This is a genomic window from Legionella sp. (genome assembly GCF_049790535.1).
Taxonomy (GTDB): Bacteria; Pseudomonadota; Gammaproteobacteria; order Legionellales; family Legionellaceae; genus Legionella.
Window position 1 is genome coordinate 1 of the sequence record NZ_JBAQZB010000122.1, and the last position, 18,632, is coordinate 18,632.

The following is an 18,632-nucleotide window of genomic DNA, read 5'->3' on the forward strand; positions in this document are numbered from 1 at the left end:
GGGTAACTACTGCAACCGATAAAGCGACCATACTTGCCTGTTTTGATATGCAAAGGACTCGAGCATAAAGGACATAATCTGCCCTCAACTTCTTCTGGTTCATTTTTTTCAGCATCTTGGCCACCAATGTCTTGGGTATAGTCACAATCAGGATAGCCAGTACATCCTATAAAACGACCTCGTTTGCCCAATCTGATTGACAATGGTTTTTCACATTTAGGACATTTTTCATCCAAAACTTCAGAGGTTACATCTTTACGTTGTACTTGTTCATCAGTCGTTTGAATTTGTTGAACAAACGGAGCCCAGAAAGCTTCTAAAACGGGAATCCATTCTTTCTCGCCGCGAGCAATCGCGTCAAGCGTGTCTTCAAGTTGTGCAGTGAATTTATAATCCACATAACGAGTGAAATAACCGGTGAGAAAGCGATTCACAATACGAGCCACATCAGTGGGAAAAAACCTCTTCTTATCAACAATTACGTATTCACGTTGTTGCAAGGTATGAATAATCGATGCATAAGTCGAAGGACGACCTATGTCGTATTCTTCCAACACTTTAACCAAAGTTGCTTCGGAATAGCGTGGTGGTGGCTCGGTAAAATGTTGATTGGCAAGGATATCCTGTATTTTTACTTTCTCACCAATAACAAATAAGGGCAATAATGATCCTTCATGTTCATCCTCTTTTGAATCATCACGACCCTCTTCATAAACAGAAAGAAAACCAGGAAAAGTGATGATAGAACCATTAGCTCGAAATAGAATACCTTCTCCACAACTAAAATCCACTGCTACTGTATCCATTAATGCATCGGCCATTTGGCAAGCAACGGTTCGTTTCCAAATTAAACTATAAAGTTTGTATTGATCGGTTGTCAGTGCAGACTGTACCATTTCTGGAGTGCGTTTAATGGAGGTAGGCCTAATCGCCTCATGAGCCTCTTGGGCATTTTTAGATTTTGTCTTATAAACTCTAGGGCTTGATGGGCAATTATCAACACCATAACGTCCTGTAATGTACTCACGTATTTCATCCACAGCCTCTAAAGCCAGATTCACTGAGTCAGTTCGCATATAGCTAATCAAACCAACGGTACCAGTACCGATATCGATACCTTCATATAACTGTTGCGCAACCATCATGGATTTACGAGCAGTAAAACCTAATTTGCGTGCAGCTTCTTGTTGTAACGTCGAGGTAATAAACGGAGGAGAGGGTTTGCGCTTACGTTGTTTTTTTTCAATTTGGGTGACAATTAAAGCACCTTGTGCTTGCTGAATCAAATTGTCTTTAATCTGATGGGCTTGATCGTGATTATTTACGGTAAATTGTTGTAATTTTTCGTTTTTATAATGCGTCAGTCGTGCTTCGAAGGAAACTTTTTCATGGAGGCATAGTGCCACTATCTTCCAATATTCTTGTGAAACAAAACGCTCTATTTCTTCTTCTCTTTCAACAATGAGTCGCAATGCAGGACTCTGTACGCGGCCTGCAGAAAGTCCACGACGAACTTTTTTCCATAATAAGGGCGACAGATTAAAACCTACCAGATAATCCAGAGCTCGTCGCGCTTGTTGCGCATTAACTAGATCCATCGAAATATCTCGTGGATTATTGATTGCATCCTGAATCGCTGCTTTAGTAATCTCATTGAAAAAAATGCGGTGAACTTGTTTGTCCTTAAGCAGATTTTTTTCTCTCATTAACTCAAAAATATGCCAAGAAATAGCCTCGCCTTCTCGATCAGGGTCCGTTGCCAGAAATAACGAATCCGATTTTTTCAATATTTTAGCAATGGTTTCAATATGCCGTGCATTCTTTTCCAACGGTATGTAGGTCATAGAAAAATTATGCTCAGGATTTACAGATCCTTTACGGGCAGGCAAATCCCGCACATGTCCATAGGATGCTAAAACTTCATAATCACTACCAAGGTATTTTTGAATTGTTTTAGCTTTAGCGGGTGACTCAACAATCACCAAATGTTTACTCATAGAAAGTTTAACCTTTTTCTTATCTAAATGATTATGCAACATAGTATATATAGAATCTTTTATCTTGCCGTCAAGTTACAACAAGAAGAAACTGCGGATTGTGCTGAATAATTGCCATTAATGTACTATTAATTTATCTTCTGCCTGATAGAGAGCCAAATCGAGAAATGCCAATTGTTCTTCATTTAAACTGGAAGACAAACCATTTCTTATTGCCCACTTAGTCTCCTGCAAAGTTACAATTGGAGAATCAGAACATTGCAGTTGATTCATAATTAGTTCAAATAAATCCCAACTAAGGACATTCCATAACCTCATACGCATGAGAAATTGATAACTTGCTTTTGTTAACTTCATTTGCTCATCATGAGTGATAACTCGAATGGAGTGATGATGTTGCGTCCTGATCTGTACTAACTGATCCTCTGCAGCTGTATCTTCTTCGCTAACCTCTGCTATTTCTTGATCAGCAGTATGGCTTTTTCGCAGCTGTGAAAGGCTTGTTTCAAATAAATTCAACAATAGTTCAAATAAGTTATCTTTCATATTAACACCTCATATAACCGCCAGATACAGCTAAAACAGTCCCTTTTAATTCTAATTCTGCAAGTTCACTAATTACTTGTTCGACGGTGTATCCACTACGTAAAATAATTTGATCAATCGTCGTCATTTCAAAACCAATAAACTTTACTAGGTTTTCATTCCCACTGGCAAGAGAAAAAATTGGTTTATCAGTGCCTTGCTGAGGTGATTCTATCCCCAGTTCATCAAAAACATCTGCAACACAAGTAACCAATTTAGCTCCCTGCTGTACGAGATAATGACAACCACGAGCTACTGGGTTATGAATAGATCCTGGAATAGCTAAAACATCCCGATTTTGCTCCAATGCCATGCGCGCCGTGATAAGCGATCCGCTCTTCATTGCAGCTTCAACAACCAAAATGCACAATGACAAACCACTTATTATACGATTTCTGCGTGGAAAATGTCCAGCAATTGGTGGACTTTTTAAAGGAAATTCACTTAATAACAAACCATTTTGGGTAATTTGCTCTGCCAGTTTTCTGTGTTGACGAGGGTAAATACTGTCTATTCCTGTGCCCATTACCGCAATAGTTTGCCCATTAGACTCCAAAGAGCCAATATGAGCTTGGGCATCAATTCCTAAAGCTAAACCACTTACAATTGTAATTCCCTGTGCTGCAAGCTGACTTGCAAAAGCTTTAGCATTTTCACTTCCAGTTACCGACGGATTACGCGTACCAATTATTGCCAATTGGGGTTTCTGAAATGCAGATAACTCTCCTTGAGCATATAAAATCATAGGTGGATCGCTAATTTCTTTCAGCAACATAGGATAGTTTGGTGAATCCCAAGTAAGCAAATGGTGATTATCTGCAGCGTGTAACCAATTTAAATCATCCTGAATTAGATGCAAATCAAAACAGCTAATGGTATGTGCAAGTAGTGGTGGTAAACCCGCTAATTCTAATTCTGTTTTCGAACATTGAAACATTTGCTGTAAATTCGGCCAACGCTTTTGTAATTTGAGTACAGTACGAGGACCAACTTTATCCATTCGATTCAAAGCAAGAAAATAAGGTAAATTACTCATATGTTCGTCCTATTCGTTTGCAAAGCTTATTCCAGTATTGACTGAAAATACTCCCAAAACAGGTACTGTGCTGGATTAGATAACATGCTGAAAAATAATGTTTTAAACGAGGAACGCTATGAAGTATAAAATACATAAAAAAGAAGAAAAAGAGAATACATCTCATTGACTCAATCCTTTGCGGGTTATTGACAAGCTTGCAGCATGACACTAGATCAAGGATAATATCACGATTTTTATATAGAGAACCAGATACGCAATGGCCATTCACAAAATTCTTTATTTACCTGATCCTCGATTAAGAGAAATTTCTAAACCAGTCGTCACTTTTGATGATAAGCTACAAACGCTAATCGATGACATGTTTGACACAATGTATGATGCCCATGGAGTAGGTCTGGCAGCACCCCAGATTGGTATTTGCTTACGCTTGTCAGTTATTGATGTTGTTGGTGATAAAAAGGATCAAATTGTAATTATTAATCCGGATATTATTGCTTCTGAAGGAGAGAAGAAGTTTGATGAGGGTTGTCTTTCTGTTCCTGGTGCTTTTGATACAGTAATTCGTGCTGAAAAAGTTACGGTAAAAGCTTTGGATCGACATGGAAAACCTTTTGAAATCAAAGCAGAAGGATTACTGGCTGAATGCCTGCAACATGAAATTGATCACTTGAATGGCAAGTTATTTATCGATATGCTTTCCCCATTGAGAAAAGCCATAGCACGCAAAAAATTAGATAAATTTAAGCGTCAGCAAACTCGTGGTAAATCATGAGTGGTTTGAATATTGTTTTTGCTGGGACCCCCGCCTTTGGCATACCCTGCCTTGATGCACTTGCACAAACCACACACCGCATTCAGGCCATTTATACTCAACCAGACCGGCCTGCAGGCCGTGGTCGTATGTTACAGACCTCTCCTGTAAAAGAATGGGCTTTAGCCCATGGTATTTCAGTTTATCAGCCCCTCAACTTTAAAAAACCTGAAACAATCAGTGAATTGGCAGCATTAGAAGCGGATATAATGATTGTTATTGCTTATGGATTAATTTTACCTAAAACTGTACTGGAACTACCCAGACTAGGTTGTATTAACGTTCATGCTTCATTATTACCTCGCTGGCGGGGCGCTTCACCAATTCAACATGCCATTCTTCATGGCGATGTAGAGTCTGGAATAACTATCATGCAAATGGATGTGGGAATGGATACAGGTAATATCCTGCATCAAGCGAGCTGTCCGATAACTGCTTCAGAGACAGCAAATACCTTGCATGATAAATTAGCTCAAATTTCAGTAGATCCTTTGCTTAAAACATTGGAGGAATTGACTAACAATACAGTACAACCTGAAATACAAGATAATAAATTGGCTACTTATGCAGCTAAAATCAACAAAAATGATGCATTAATTAATTGGCAGCAACCAGCTGTAGAAATTGCTCAAAAAATACGCGCCTTTACTCCTTGGCCTATTGCTTATACTCTCTTGAATGAACAAGTGATACGCGTTCATCAAGCACGTGTTGTTGATGTGGATACCACACAAACACCTGGAACAATCTTAAGTATTGATAAAAAAGGGATGCTGGTTGCTACAAGTCAACAGTGTTTATTGGTTGAAAAAATTCAGCTTCCAGGTGGCAAAGTAATTACTATTGCGGATTGGTTAAATTCTTCTAAATCTCAGCTGTATGTAGGGTTAGTATTTTAATGAATAAAAATGAACGGTTGCATGCTTTAAAAATTTTAACTGCACTATTGATTAATAAATCTTCCTTATCGCAACTCATGTCCAGTTCAGCAGAACTCACACCAATGACCAAAGAAATATGTTTTGGTTTTTGTCGTCATTATTTTCGCTTGCAGGCAATAGCACTTTGTCTGCTAAAAAAAAAACCGCAGGAAATTGAAATCTGGATTACTTTATTAATGGGACTTTATCAGTTGCATTACATGAATCAACCGGATTACGCAGTTGTAAAAGAAACAGTAGCATTATTGGAAAAAACAAGAAACTCATGGGCTAAAGGCTTAGTAAATGCCGTATTACGCAATTTTTGCCGTCAAAAAACAGAGTTACTCAAACAATTGAGTAACAATCCATTATTTGTTTATGGTCAACCAGAATGGCTATTAAAACGCTTAAAAAGGGATTGGCCTAATGACTGGAAAACAATTGCCCAAGCCAACGATGTTCATCCACCGATGACTTTAAGAGTTAATATAAGAAAAAATTCCGTAACAGAATATTTATACGCCTTGACCCAAGCGGGAATTGAAGCATGTGCACATCCCATCGCATCTGAAGCAATCACGTTGCTCTCTCCATGTGATGTACGTCAACTCCCTGGTTTTGCTGAAGGCTGTTTCTCGGTCCAAGATGCTGCTGCACAATTGGCTGTTTCTTTATTATCTTTAAAACCTGGTTTACGTCTGTTAGATGCATGTTGTGCACCGGGTGGAAAAACCTGTCACATTTTAGAAACTGAACCCGAATTAAGTGCTTGTGTGGCCCTGGATGTTGATGTCAAACGATTAAGTCGAGTGGAAGACAATCTAAATCGTCTTAATTTACACGCCTGCCTAATGCAAGGGGATGCATTAGCTCCAGAAACATGGTGGGATGGACAGCTCTTCGATCGTATTTTATTGGATGCTCCTTGTTCTGCAACTGGAGTGATTCGTCGCCATTCTGACATTAAATTACTGCGTACAGATGAAGAAATTGAAAAGATAACTAAAATTCAGCATACTATGTTAAACGTTTTATGGCCTTTATTGACACAGAGTGGATTGATGGTTTATGCGACCTGTTCCGTGCTAGCGGCGGAAAACAATCAACAAATTGCAAAGTTTGTTGCTGAAAATTCTGACTGTAAACTAATCCGCAAAGATTGGACCTGGGGGCATGCACTGGATCATGGCCAACAAATTTTACCTGGAGAGTACACTATGGATGGATTCTTTTACGCAGTTTTATTTAAAAATTAAGGTCTATTGACACTACAAGACCTAATAAAGAACTCTTATCTCTTGATGTCCTCTTTCTTAGCGCGAACAAGAGAATTTTAAATTTTAAGGAAAAAATGAACATTAATTGGCAGTTAATTTTGGTTTTATTCTGTTTATGCATTCCGGGCACAGTCATTGCTACAAAACGCTTAATTTATTTTTTATTGCCAAACAACTCTGAAAAACTAAAAAAACGCATTAGTCGTTTTGCTATTTTGCAAACTTTGGTTATGGTACTTCTTATGTGTTGTGCAGGAACAATCATCTCCAAAAACACTGGTTTAAATGCACCAATATTGGAGGCTCTTTTAGAAGGAAAAGCGGGAATAAGTACTCTAATACCCATTATATTCCCAACCATGCTTTATTCTCTTTTAGGACTAATTGTTTTTTGTGTTTTCTATTATAGTCTGGCAAACCGCTGCATCGATAAAAAAAGTTTGCACATTATGGCTAAGCTCCGCATCGCTCTTGGTATTGATGGGTGTATTCTTTATGGCGGTATTGTTGAAGAAATTATTGCTCGTTGGGGCTTGCTAAATTTGGCAGTTTTTTTCGCCCTAATATTCACTAAACAACCCTCTACTCTTATTATTTGGTTATCGATTTTTATAAGCGGTATACTGTTTGCAGTAGGTCAGTTGCCTGCTTATATTGCCGCAGGTTGCACCTCAAACCGCTCATTTATTTATTCATTTATATTTCTTAGCCTGTACCAATCCGTATTTTTTGGCTACTTATTTTGGCAATACGGGCTTATTTGCTCTGTTTTAGCTCATATGTTATTTCACCTAGGATGGGCACTTTATGATCGTACCTTAGACCATCCAATTCAAAATTCTCTTTAATTGTAAAAAAATAGTAAATTAGCTGCAAGTTAATATTTTCTTAATTTGAGTCGCCTATCCTTGAAACTAGTCTTAAAGGTAAAAAGGCAAAGGTTATGGGAAGTGTTTCAATTTCAAGTAGGACATTTGCATCTTTAGTAAACGAATTACAGAATTCACCTGCTGATCCTAATCTGAAGCAGAAGGTTGTAAAACATATACCTCAAATGAAAGAATTAGCTAAAACTGACGCTTTAGCATTGTATCACTTAGCCTTTATTTATCCTCCAAAATCTCCTCAACGTAAAGATGCTGTACTTAGATCAGCTAATTTAGGTTGTACTAATGCCATGTATACTGCGTGTCTGTTGTCAATCGAAAATAATGATAAAGAAAAGGCAACTTATTATCGACAAAAAATTGAAGAATCTCAAGACACCTATATTATTGAAGAAAGTAAAATGTTATTCGATAACTATTTTCAACAAACCAAAGAAGTTAAGAGTTCGCAAACCAGTATTAATCCCAAAAATCGTACCCCTGGTTTTTTTACAACGAAACCTAAAAGAGAAGAGGATGATATCGACTCTAGAATGCAAAAAACTTACAACTGATTTTTATTTAAGCGGGATAGTTCTGTATAAGAAACTCTAAGATAATTTTCATTCCAATGACTTCTTTTTAAGTTGGCAGCATTAGGTGAAGGATTACCCTTATAAAACAATTACATAAACTTACTACTCAATGAAAGTTTAAATACTTTAAATAATATGCTATAGAATAATAGATTTTGATAGTTCGTACTCTAAATAATTTTACCAACATCATGGAATTTTAATGCTATGACTACTTTAGATGAACAAACATTATCAATGATTCTACAAATGGTTCAAAAACCTACTTCACAATATGATATTGAAGGTAAAACCTACGTTGACTTATATGACAAGAATTCAGCGATTTTTTATAAAAAATCCGATAAATCAGTAATGGAACAAGGTATTTCATTAAGTTTGAAAGAACCTTTATATCAATCAGATGGAATAAAACTTACTTATTTATCTAAGAAAGTGCCATTATATGATTGATGATACTATTATCGGAATGCTTGACATTTCAACCGATATTACCGAACGAAAAAAAACAGAGATTGAGCTCAAGATGGCTAAAACAGTGTTTATCTCCAACATGGGACATGACATCCGTACTCCGCTGACGGGTGTAATCGGTGTGGCAGAAATTTTAGAAAATACTTTAGATAACGAAGAACACAAAAAAGCACTTATGATTCGCGAGAGCGGAGCAGAGCTTCTTTCCATGTTAAATAATGTACTAGACGATATAAAAGCTGAAAGCATCCATGATGAAGAAATACCATTAGCCCAGCAAAATCATGATGCTCTATCACCTTTGTTAATAACTAAAACAGATAGACCAGACTCTCAATCACCTTATAGCTTATTAGTAGAGGATAATGCAACGGCACTCATTGTATTAGAAGCTCTCTTTTCAAAAGCAGGTTATCAATTTAAATCAGCTAAAAGTGGTGAAGAAGCCTTAGATTTAATAAAATCAACAACTTTTGATCTGATTATAACGGACATTGGCTTACCTGGAATTTCTGGAACAGAGCTCTGCGAATTAACACGTAAATGGGAAAAAGAACATAATAAAAAACCACAACCTATAATCGGACTAACAGGACATGCCCGTGAAACAGCTTACGAGGAATGTATGGCATCAGGAATGAATGATGTATTTTCAAAGCCAGCTAATTTAGAACTCATACACAATCTAATCAAACGATATGCTTCTGACCAGTCTTTTGCAAAAAGTGAACCATTCGAATCTCCTCCTGCTACGATAAAAGAGTTTCCTGCTGCAGAAGCTGAATTGTTTCAATTAGAACAATTCTCATTATTTAATTATGAAAACGGACTTAAAAACTGTGGAGGGAATGAGGCTTTATTTAAAGAAATTCTTATCTTGATGATTTCACATGAACTTCCTGCTGATTTAGAGCAGATGAAATTGGCTTTTTCATTACATGATTATGCAACAGTCGAAAAATTAGCCCATAAAATCAAAGGGGGTGGAGTTTATCTTGGCATGACACGCTTAAAATACGCCTGTCAATATGTTGAATATTATTGGAAAACAGATGATCGTAGATTATTTGAACTATTATATCACCAAGCCGTTAGTGTTATTGAAACATCCTCTCAGTTCATTTCCAATTGGTTAAATAAAAAAAATAGTATCAATTAAAGCAAAGTATTTTAAACCAATAAAAAGCGAAAATTTTCTTGTATCTTATTTAAGTCAAACAGATTTAGATACAACGAAAAACTCATCCAAGAGCTTAATGCCGCTAAATCCTTAAATGGCGGAGGGAGATAAACGGGACTAGTTAATATGCCGCGCTGGTTTAGTTCACTTAATAATGGCAAATCATCTAATACCAATTTACCAGTAAACAGTAAAGGAATTGAATCAACTCGTTTCTGGCTAATTGCAAAACGAATATAATTGTAAATCAGGACAAAACCTTTGGCATAAGATAAATCTTTGGTGAAAGGACCACCGTTGGGGGTGCTGCCTCGGAATATTCGCACAGTTTGATTATAACTGTCTTCCGCACTCAAACCACAATCCATAAAATACCTATACACATCCAGAAAGTTCGCTCCTTGGATTACTTTATCTAAGGCGATGACCCTATTGGTAATTTTTAACATGCGCTCAGGATAAGAAGAAAAAGTAATTACTTCTGTAATCACAGCTAAGCCTTCCTGAATCACACTACTGGAAGGTGAACCTTTGGAGAGGAAAAAACAGTTAGGTTGCATAGAACCATTTAATGTAGTACCCACATGTACCCATCCTTCATGCACCTCCAAATAACGCAGATCCCGATCACTAAACATCGCTTGCTGGCTCAATTTAATGCTGTCTGCTCCTGCAGAAGCATCTGCGATCATATCATCACTAACCATAACCGTAACTTTAGCTGGATGTTTGTCAAAAAAATGACCTAAACGGACTTGCAAAATTTCTTGGGCTTGCTGAGGGGTATACCGTTTTACATCTGCTTCAGATTGCAATTGCACATTCAAATTGGTTAATACGTCAAACAATAAAGTTCCCATTTGAGACAGATGTGGACCGCCTGCATAAAATACATCATTAGGGCTGCCATAAAGCTCCATTGCTAGTTCGCTAAAAGCTGGAGTTCCTCGCAGTGCAAGCATCTGGGTGGCACGACTATATTCTTCACATTGACGTCTAAACAAACGCGTTAATGTAGAATATTGACCTAACTGATTCTGTGCATCGCGTAAAATAAGACGAAACTCTTCTTGTTTGTTATGAACATCAAAAGGCAACGGCTTTTTGTCATAATATTCTTTATCTACTGAAGGAAGCTTTTGGCCCTTATGTTTAAAAAACTCCTTTTTAACTGAGTCATCCCATTTAATGCCATCAAGAATCCTGATTTTACGTTGCGCTTCCACAATACGCTGTGATAACTTCTGTACTATAAGCAACTCGGCTGATTCTGATGTCATAATAGTCCTTATTACATAGGGGGCGCGCTACTTACTCGCGCATCTTGATTTTGTGGCGGTAAATTATAAAAGTCACTAATGTTTGCTCTCGTTAACGGTGGCGGTACTTCCAGTTTTACACCATTACGACTATTTAGGTAGAGACTTTCGCCATTACTTGAATAACGTCCTGAACAAGCAGAAAGCATCATCACCACAGACACAATAAAACTCAATTTTTTCACAACATTCTCCGCTTAAATCAATTCTAAACTTTTCATCACTTTTTCTAATGCCACATGATGCTCTTTGGATAAACGTGTTAATGGCAATCTTATCTCATCGCCGATTAGACCCATTCTGTTTACTGCCCATTTTATCGCAATAGGATTTGTTTCAATAAATAGCAATTTATTTAAAGGCATTAGTTGTTCGTGCAAACGCAAACTGGCCGCATGCTCTCCATCCATAGCAAAATCGCACATTTTTGCCATTAATTTAGCAGCCACATTCGCAGTTGCAGAAATATTTCCTTTCGCTCCTGCCAAGATCCAAGATGCTGCGGTGAAATCATCACCACTGTATACGTCAATACTACCCTCAGAAAGCCGCAAAATCTGCTGTAAACGAGTCATTTGTCCTGTAGCCTCTTTTATTCCCACAATATTGGAAATTTTGGCTAGTCTGCCTACCGTTTCAGGTAATAAATCACAGGCAGTTCTTGCTGGAACGTTATACAAAATAATAGGCATAGCAACTGCTTGTGCAATACTGCTGTAATGTTGGAATAAACCTTCCTGAGTTGGTTTAATATAAGCAGGTGTCATAATTAAAGCCGCATGAGCCCCACATTCCATCGCTTCACTGGTTAATTTGATGCAATCACGCGTTGCATTCATCGCTGTGCCTGCAATTACTGGGATGCGCTCTCTAACCTGTTCTACAACTGTTTTAATCACCAAAACCTTTTCTTCATGAGATAAAGTACCAGATTCCCCAGTAGAACCTGCTGCAACAATACCATGAGTTCCCATTTCGATGTGAAATTCGACCAGTTCTCGTAAACGGAGTACATCAACCTGGTCATTTTGCATTGGCGTTATTAAAGCCACGATACTTCCTTTAAACATAAGCTCCTCTATTTTTATAATCTAATATTCTAATAGTACTGGAAAACCCGAGGCGGAGTAAAATTTCACCCTTAAAAGCATCGTTCATACACAAATAATGATTATATTTTCAACATAAAATTAAATTTTTGTACTATTATACCTTATGAAGGGTAAAAATTAGGTGTTTTACCTAAATGCAGAATTTCTCTTTAAGGAAGGACACCTGATGAATAAAAAAGGAGTCTACTATGAAAAAAATTGTCACTACAGTATTTGTTATCAGTCTATCAGCCTTTGTGTTAGGTGGCTGTACCAATACTCAATTAGGTACTGGTATAGGAGGAGCTGCAGGCGCTGGATTAGGCTATGCTGTAACAGGAGGTAGTGCTGTTGGAACTGTGATTGGCGCGGGAGCAGGTGCTTTAGTAGGAAACTCCATTGGCCAAAATCAAGACAGACGTGCCTATTACTATAACCATCGATATTATAATAATGGTTATTACTACTACTAAATATAAGTTGGGTACTTTTAGCGAAATAGAAAGAGAGCCTCTAAGTACCCATCAATCAAACTAAATTAGTAAACTAAATAGACATTCAATTTAAAAATTTTATGTAATTACAGCAATGTTTTAGTTCCATTGCTATACTTATTAAGATTATTTTTTGATTGCTTTTAAGATTAACTTAAAACCATACAAGGATTGTATTCATGCACTTAAAAAATAAAGTAGCACTAATTACCGGCGCTGCCAGCGGAATAGGTAAAGAGATCGCTTTAGTTTATGCCAAAGCAGGAGCAAAAATTGCCATTGCAGATTTCAATTTAGACCAAGCAACACTTGCTGCCGAAGAAATAAAATCTCAGGGCGGCGAGGCACTCGCGGTTACCATGGATGTCACTAATGAAAATCAGGTAAATCAAGGTGTTGACTTAGTGGTTAAACATTTTGGCAATGTGGATATTCTAGTCAGCAATGCTGGAATTCAAATCATCGATCCAATTGTTCAATTAGCCTATTCTGATTGGAAAAAATTATTATCCGTCCATTTAGATGGTGCCTTTTTAACTACTCGTGCTGTGCTTAGACAGATGTATGCCTCAGGTAAAGGTGGCAGTATTATTTACATGGGTTCCGTTCATTCGAAAGAAGCCTCGATGCTTAAAGCTCCGTATGTTACCGCGAAACATGGCTTAATTGGCTTATGTAAAGTAGTGGCTAAAGAAGGGGCTGCTCATAATGTACGAGCAAATGTGATTTGTCCAGGTTTCGTACGCACTCCATTGGTAGAAAAACAAATCCCTGAACAAGCCAAAGAACTTGGTCTCAGTGAAGAAGACGTAATTAAAAAAGTAATGCTAAAAGACACCGTTGATGGGGAATTTACTACTACTGATGATGTAGCACAAACTGCATTATTCTTTGCATCATTTAAATCCAACGCGCTAACAGGTCAGTCACTTATCGTTAGCCATGGGTGGTTCATGGAGTAACTATGCCTCGTACTTTAAAGAAAATAAAACCAACTTATGACCAGATTGCTTGCTGCTTTCAGGGCGGCGGAGCCTTAGGAGCTTATCAGGTCGGAGTTTTGCGCGCATTGGATGAGGCAGGTTATTATCCTGATTGGTTTACTGGCACTTCGATTGGGGCTATTAATGCCGCTATAGCTGCAGGTAATCCTAAAAACATACGCGTTGAAAAAATGTGTCAATTTTGGGAAAAAATTGCTACTCCTACATTTATAAATAATTCATTATTTGCTAATGATTTTAGCACGCGTCAAATTCAACATCTGCTTTCGGCTCAATCATCTCTGCTTTTTGGTCAACCTGGTTTTTTTGTTCCTCGTATTCCGCCAGTAATTCCAGGTTATGATACAACTCCAGATAAGTTAAGTTATTATGATATAAACCCATTAAAGAACAGCTTAGAAGAATTTATAGACTTTGATCGCATTAACTCTGGAAGTACTCGCTTGTCCCTTGGTGCAATTGAAATTTGCTCTGGCGAAATTGAATATTTTGACTCATTAAAACAAAAAATTGGGCCAGAACATATTATGGCTAGCGGCGCCCTCCCTCCTAGCTTTCCTGCAGTGGAAATAGAAGGTAAATATTATTGGGATGGGGGAATTTCGAGCAACTCTCCTGCTAGCTATGTTTTATCTAAAGGTAATTGTTCACAAAAATTACTCTGTTTTGCTATACACTTATTTGATTCTTATGGATTACAACCAAGAACGCTTAATGACGTAAACATGCGGAAAAAAGACATTACCTACTCCAGCCGCTTTTCCAAGACAATTCATCTTTATCAAGAAATTCATGAACTAAAGAATAGCATTCACATTCTATCTCAATTTGTTCCTCCAGAAGAAAAAGAAAATCCCGAAATAAAATTATGTATCTGTAAAGGGCGTGAGTCGGCCATCGCTTTGGTACGTTTTTTATATGAACAAGATGAAAGTGAATGTGAATCCAAGGACTATGAATTTTCAAGCAAATCCATATCTGAACGAATAGAAAAAGGCTATTGTGACGGTTTAAGAGCAGTTAAAACTTCACCCTGGCTATCCCCTGTCTCACCAACAACAGGCATTGCTTTGTATGACATGTCTCCCTATCAACATTTAAAGACAACTTAAACACGTGTAGGAACTATTCCCGGGTTGTTTCGCTTTAAAAAAAACCCGCCATAATGGCGGGTTTTCAAAGAAATGGTGGAGAAGGCTTACATCATGCCGCCCATACCACCCATACCACCCATACCACCCATACCACCCATACCACCCATATCACCCATATCAGCAGGAGCATCATCTTTAGGTAAATCAGCAATCATACACGCAGTAGTAAGCATTAAACTAGCTACAGAAGCAGCATTTTGTAATGCCATACGAGTTACTTTGGTTGGATCTAAAATACCCATCTCAACCATGTCACCATACTCACCAGTAGCCGCGTTAAAACCATAGTTTTCTTTGTGTTCAGCTACCTTATTTATCACAACTGATGCTTCATAACCTGCGTTAGCAGCGATCTGGCGCATGGGTGATTCAATAGCACGGCGCAAAATATTGATGCCCATGTTTTGATCATCGTTATCACCTTTCAATGCATCTAATGCTTTTTGAGCACGAATCAAAGCAACCCCACCACCTGCTACAACGCCCTCTTCAACAGCAGCACGAGTAGCATGTAATGCATCTTCAACACGAGCTTTCTTTTCTTTCATCTCAACTTCAGTAGCAGCGCCTACTTTGATTACCGCAACACCGCCAGATAATTTAGCAACACGCTCTTGTAATTTCTCACGATCGTAATCTGAAGAGGTTTCTTTAATTTGCATACAAATTTGAGCAGTACGCTCCTCAATTTCGACACTTTTGCCTTCGCCATCAATGATTGTAGTATTTTCTTTAGTTACTACAACACGTTTTGCAGCGCCTAAATCTTCTAATGTAGTAGCTTCAAGGCTCTTGTCAATTTCTTCAGAAATTACTTGACCATGAGTTAAAATTGCGATGTCATGTAACATAGCTTTACGACGATCACCAAAGCCTGGTGCTTTAACCGCACATACTTTAACAATACCACGCATATTATTAACAACTAAAGTTGCTAAAGCCTCACCTTCAACATCTTCAGCAATGATCAATAATGGACGACCTGATTTTGCAACAGCTTCCAATACAGGCAACATATCACGAATATTGGAAATTTTCTTATCAACTAAGAGGATGAATGGATGTTCCAATTCGCAAGTCATGTTTTGTTGATTGTTGATGAAGTATGGAGAGATGTAACCGCGATCAAATTGCATTCCTTCAACAATAGATAACTCATTTTCTAATCCATTACCGTCTTCAACAGTAATAACACCTTCTTTACCTACTTTTTTCATCGCGCTAGCAATGATTTCACCAACTGCTTCATCAGAGTTAGCAGAAATAGTACCAACTTGAGCAATTGCTTTGTAATCTCTGCATGGCTTGGACATAGATTGTAATTCTTTAGTAACTGCCTGAACCCCTTTATCGATACCGCGTTTCAGATCCATTGGATTCATGCCAGCTGCAACTGCTTTGTTCCCTTCAACCAAAATAGAGCAAGTTAATACGGTAGCAGTAGTAGTACCATCACCAGCAGTATCAGAAGTTTTAGAAGCAACTTCTTTAACTATTTGTGCACCCATGTTCATGAAGGGATTTTTCAATTCGATTGCTTTCGCAACTGAAACACCATCTTTAGTTATAGTAGGCGCGCCGCCATAAGCCTTTTCTATTGCAACATTAAGACCACATGGACCCATAGTGCTTTTTACCGCATCATTTAATACATTAACACCAGCAATCATTAGCTGACGTGCCTTGTCAAAACGAATTTCTTTAGCCATTCTTTCTATCTCCTAATAAACGATATATTACTTCTCAATTACACCCATGATGTCGTCTTCGCGCATCACAACTAATTCTTTACCCTCAATTTTTACTTCGGTACCGGAATATTTTCCGAACAGAACTACATCACCTATTTTCACAGCTAAAGCACGAACGTCACCGTTATCTAACACTTTACCCGCGCCAACAGCAATAATTTCACCACGCATTGGTTTTTCAGTAGCGCTATCTGGAATAACAATACCACCCGCTGTGGTACGCTCTTCTTCCATACGACGAACTACTACACGATCGTGTAAAGGACGAATTTTCATAACATATATCTCCTGATTAAATTAAACTACACTAATGCTGGCTGACATATGGGGTCAATGAAGGCAGTTTCAAGGGTTCAAATAAAAAAAATTTAATTTTATTTAATTAACTGCAGCAGGCAAAAAGCCTCTGGGGAGAATCGCAAATTGTGTCCCCACGCAATATAGTTCCATAAAAATGACTTTTTTCGCAACAAAGGTTACTTTTACAGTGATTCGAACTACAATAAAGTTAACTGCATCAATGGAATCCAAGAATCTAAAATGAAAAAATGGTTTTTATTACTCACCGGTTGTTTCCTCACCATTATTGGACATGCAAATCCCCCCCTCTCTTCTCAAATTTTTCAGGCAAATGCCATCAAAATTGATTCCAATACCTTTGCACTCACGTTCCAGATCAAACCTGGCTATTTTATTTACAGTGACCGCATTAAATTAACCCCGGAATCAGAGAGCGCTATTCATTTGGGAACCCTACGTTTTCCACCTGCAATCAATAAAATTGACAAACAAGGGCATGTGTACACGATTTATCGTAATCATGTATCTATTCCCGTAGCAATCTTAGGTAATAAACCAGGGAAAACCTTACTTACCTTAAATTATCAAGGCTGTTCTGACACTGGCTTTTGCTATGCACCTGAGGAAAAGTCAATTGAGTTAATTATTGATGATCAATTAGCATTAACTAAAGTCAGCATAGAACAAGTTGTTGTTAATAAACCTGAACCAAACAACCCCACCGCTAAAAGCGATAACATGAGCATCAGTAAAATCTTCTCGGATCATAATTGGGCTATGATCTTACTCACTTTTTATGGTTTTGGTTTACTGTTAGCATTCACCCCGTGTATTTTACCCATGGTTCCTGTTTTATCAGGAATTATCATTGGCCATGGAAAGAAAATAACCAGTAGAAAAGCATTTTTTTTGTCTCTTAGTTACGTACTAAGTATGTCATTTACTTATGCCCTAGTGGGTGCAGTAGTAGCCTTACTTGGTACTAATCTGCAAATTAGTATGCAATCCCCTTGGTCTATTGGCGTGTTTAGCCTGATATTTATTCTTCTAGCTTTATCAATGTTTGGGTTTTACGAATTTAAATTACCTCATTCCTGGCAGGCAAAAATCGGTAATACAAGTCGGAGTCAACGAGGAGGACATTACTTTGGCGCAGCAATCATGGGGTGCTTGTCTACCTTAATTTTATCTCCTTGTGTTACTGCACCATTAATTGGCGTCTTAACCTATATTGCGCAAAGCAAAAATATTATTTTAGGCTGTGTTACTTTGTTTGTTTTAAGCCTGGGCATGGGAACCCCTCTACTACTCATAGGAACTTCAGCAGGAAAATGGCTTCCTGAAACAGGTAATTGGATGAATACCATTAAATTCGTCTTTGGAATTATATTTATTGCCGTTGCTATTCATTTGCTATCACGAATTATACCCGCTGTTTTCAGCATGGGATTGTGGGGAAGTTTACTTATTTTCTCTGGTATTTATAGTGGTGCATTAACGTATTCTGTATCAAATCGAGAAAAATTTAATCAAAGTATAGGACTTATTTTGCTGGCTTATGGTTTCCTGATTTTAATCGGAGCTAGCAAAGGAGCGACTAATCCATTAACCCCCCTAACTGTTCCCACAACAACAATAATTGAACATGAGCTAACGTTGAATAACCTCAAGGAAACAATAGCTAGTGCCCGCGACAAACACCCAATAATGCTGGATTTTTATGCTGATTGGTGTAATTCCTGTAAAATTATGGAAGCAACGACATTTAAGG

19 protein-coding genes are annotated in these 18,632 nt (G+C 37.8%); 11 read left to right on the plus strand and 8 right to left on the minus strand.

Annotated elements, in window-relative coordinates:
• The 3 genes from topA to dprA form a co-directional block, all read right to left on the minus strand.
• The coding region (gene topA, locus WA877_RS07765) for a type I DNA topoisomerase (protein WP_425170347.1) at positions 1-1,997 on the minus strand (1,997 nt) is incomplete at its 3' end.
• A 117-nt stretch (positions 1,998-2,114) separates the two neighbouring features.
• Positions 2,115-2,543 (minus strand): DUF494 family protein, encoded by a 429-nt coding sequence (locus tag WA877_RS07770; protein WP_425170348.1) that lies wholly within the window; start codon positions 2,541-2,543, stop codon positions 2,115-2,117.
• 1 nt (position 2,544) lies between these two features.
• Complete coding sequence (gene dprA, locus WA877_RS07775; RefSeq protein ID WP_425170349.1) at positions 2,545-3,618, minus strand: DNA-processing protein DprA; 1,074 nt, start codon at positions 3,616-3,618, stop codon at positions 2,545-2,547.
• Positions 3,619-3,877: 259 nt separating this feature from the next.
• On the opposite strand from dprA, the gene def reads away from it, so the two are divergent.
• The 7 genes from def to WA877_RS07810 all read left to right on the plus strand — a co-directional run bounded on the left by def (position 3,878) and on the right by WA877_RS07810 (position 9,727).
• A complete protein-coding gene (gene def, locus WA877_RS07780; RefSeq protein WP_425170350.1) occupies positions 3,878-4,393 on the plus strand; it encodes a peptide deformylase in 516 nt (171 codons plus the stop codon).
• Positions 4,390-5,331: a methionyl-tRNA formyltransferase gene (gene fmt / locus WA877_RS07785; RefSeq protein ID WP_425170351.1), complete on the plus strand. Its 942-nt coding sequence runs from the start codon at positions 4,390-4,392 to the stop codon at positions 5,329-5,331. Before def ends, fmt begins: the two co-directional genes overlap by 4 nt.
• Complete coding sequence (gene rsmB / locus WA877_RS07790) at positions 5,331-6,611, plus strand: 16S rRNA (cytosine(967)-C(5))-methyltransferase RsmB (RefSeq protein WP_425170352.1); 1,281 nt, start codon at positions 5,331-5,333, stop codon at positions 6,609-6,611. Before fmt ends, rsmB begins: the two co-directional genes overlap by 1 nt.
• Positions 6,612-6,706: 95 nt before the next feature.
• Complete coding sequence (locus WA877_RS07795) at positions 6,707-7,480, plus strand: CPBP family intramembrane glutamate endopeptidase (protein WP_425170353.1); 774 nt, start codon at positions 6,707-6,709, stop codon at positions 7,478-7,480.
• Between the two features lie 95 nt (positions 7,481-7,575).
• On the plus strand, positions 7,576-8,073 hold the full coding sequence (locus WA877_RS07800; protein ID WP_425170354.1) for a hypothetical protein: 498 nt from the start codon (positions 7,576-7,578) through the stop codon (positions 8,071-8,073).
• A 228-nt stretch (positions 8,074-8,301) separates the two neighbouring features.
• On the plus strand, positions 8,302-8,547 hold the full coding sequence (locus WA877_RS07805; protein ID WP_425170355.1) for a hypothetical protein: 246 nt from the start codon (positions 8,302-8,304) through the stop codon (positions 8,545-8,547).
• Complete coding sequence (locus WA877_RS07810; RefSeq protein WP_425170356.1) at positions 8,540-9,727, plus strand: response regulator; 1,188 nt, start codon at positions 8,540-8,542, stop codon at positions 9,725-9,727. Before WA877_RS07805 ends, WA877_RS07810 begins: the two co-directional genes overlap by 8 nt.
• An 11-nt stretch (positions 9,728-9,738) precedes the next feature.
• On the opposite strand, the gene WA877_RS07815 is transcribed toward WA877_RS07810, so the two are convergent.
• Genes WA877_RS07815 through dapA form a run of 3 tightly spaced genes read right to left on the minus strand, consistent with a single transcriptional unit; the run spans position 9,739 to position 12,137 of the window.
• On the minus strand, positions 9,739-11,031 hold the full coding sequence (locus WA877_RS07815) for a flavohemoglobin expression-modulating QEGLA motif protein (RefSeq protein WP_425170365.1): 1,293 nt from the start codon (positions 11,029-11,031) through the stop codon (positions 9,739-9,741).
• A gap of 8 nt (positions 11,032-11,039) precedes the next feature.
• A complete protein-coding gene (locus WA877_RS07820; protein ID WP_425170357.1) occupies positions 11,040-11,252 on the minus strand; it encodes a hypothetical protein in 213 nt (70 codons plus the stop codon).
• 12 nt (positions 11,253-11,264) lie between these two features.
• On the minus strand, positions 11,265-12,137 hold the full coding sequence (dapA, locus tag WA877_RS07825) for a 4-hydroxy-tetrahydrodipicolinate synthase (protein WP_425170358.1): 873 nt from the start codon (positions 12,135-12,137) through the stop codon (positions 11,265-11,267).
• Positions 12,138-12,367: 230 nt separating this feature from the next.
• Here dapA and WA877_RS07830 point away from each other — a divergent pair, with 230 nt between their 5' ends.
• The 3 genes from WA877_RS07830 to WA877_RS07840 all read left to right on the plus strand — a co-directional run bounded on the left by WA877_RS07830 (position 12,368) and on the right by WA877_RS07840 (position 14,768).
• Complete coding sequence (locus WA877_RS07830; protein WP_425170359.1) at positions 12,368-12,631, plus strand: glycine zipper domain-containing protein; 264 nt, start codon at positions 12,368-12,370, stop codon at positions 12,629-12,631.
• Positions 12,632-12,831: 200 nt separating this feature from the next.
• A complete protein-coding gene (locus WA877_RS07835; protein ID WP_425170360.1) occupies positions 12,832-13,614 on the plus strand; it encodes a 3-hydroxybutyrate dehydrogenase in 783 nt (260 codons plus the stop codon).
• Positions 13,615-13,616: 2 nt separating this feature from the next.
• Complete coding sequence (locus WA877_RS07840) at positions 13,617-14,768, plus strand: patatin-like phospholipase family protein (protein WP_425170361.1); 1,152 nt, start codon at positions 13,617-13,619, stop codon at positions 14,766-14,768.
• Between the two features lie 86 nt (positions 14,769-14,854).
• On the opposite strand, the gene groL is transcribed toward WA877_RS07840, so the two are convergent.
• Positions 14,855-16,519 (minus strand): chaperonin GroEL, encoded by a 1,665-nt coding sequence (gene groL / locus WA877_RS07845; protein ID WP_425170362.1) that lies wholly within the window; start codon positions 16,517-16,519, stop codon positions 14,855-14,857.
• Positions 16,520-16,546: 27 nt separating this feature from the next.
• Positions 16,547-16,837 carry a co-chaperone GroES gene (gene groES / locus WA877_RS07850; RefSeq protein WP_425170363.1) on the minus strand — a complete coding sequence of 97 codons (291 nt, stop codon included), beginning with the start codon at positions 16,835-16,837 and terminating at the stop codon, positions 16,547-16,549.
• 264 nt (positions 16,838-17,101) lie between these two features.
• On the opposite strand from groES, the gene dsbD reads away from it, so the two are divergent.
• The coding region (gene dsbD / locus WA877_RS07855; RefSeq protein ID WP_425170364.1) for a protein-disulfide reductase DsbD at positions 17,102-18,632 on the plus strand (1,531 nt) is incomplete at its 3' end.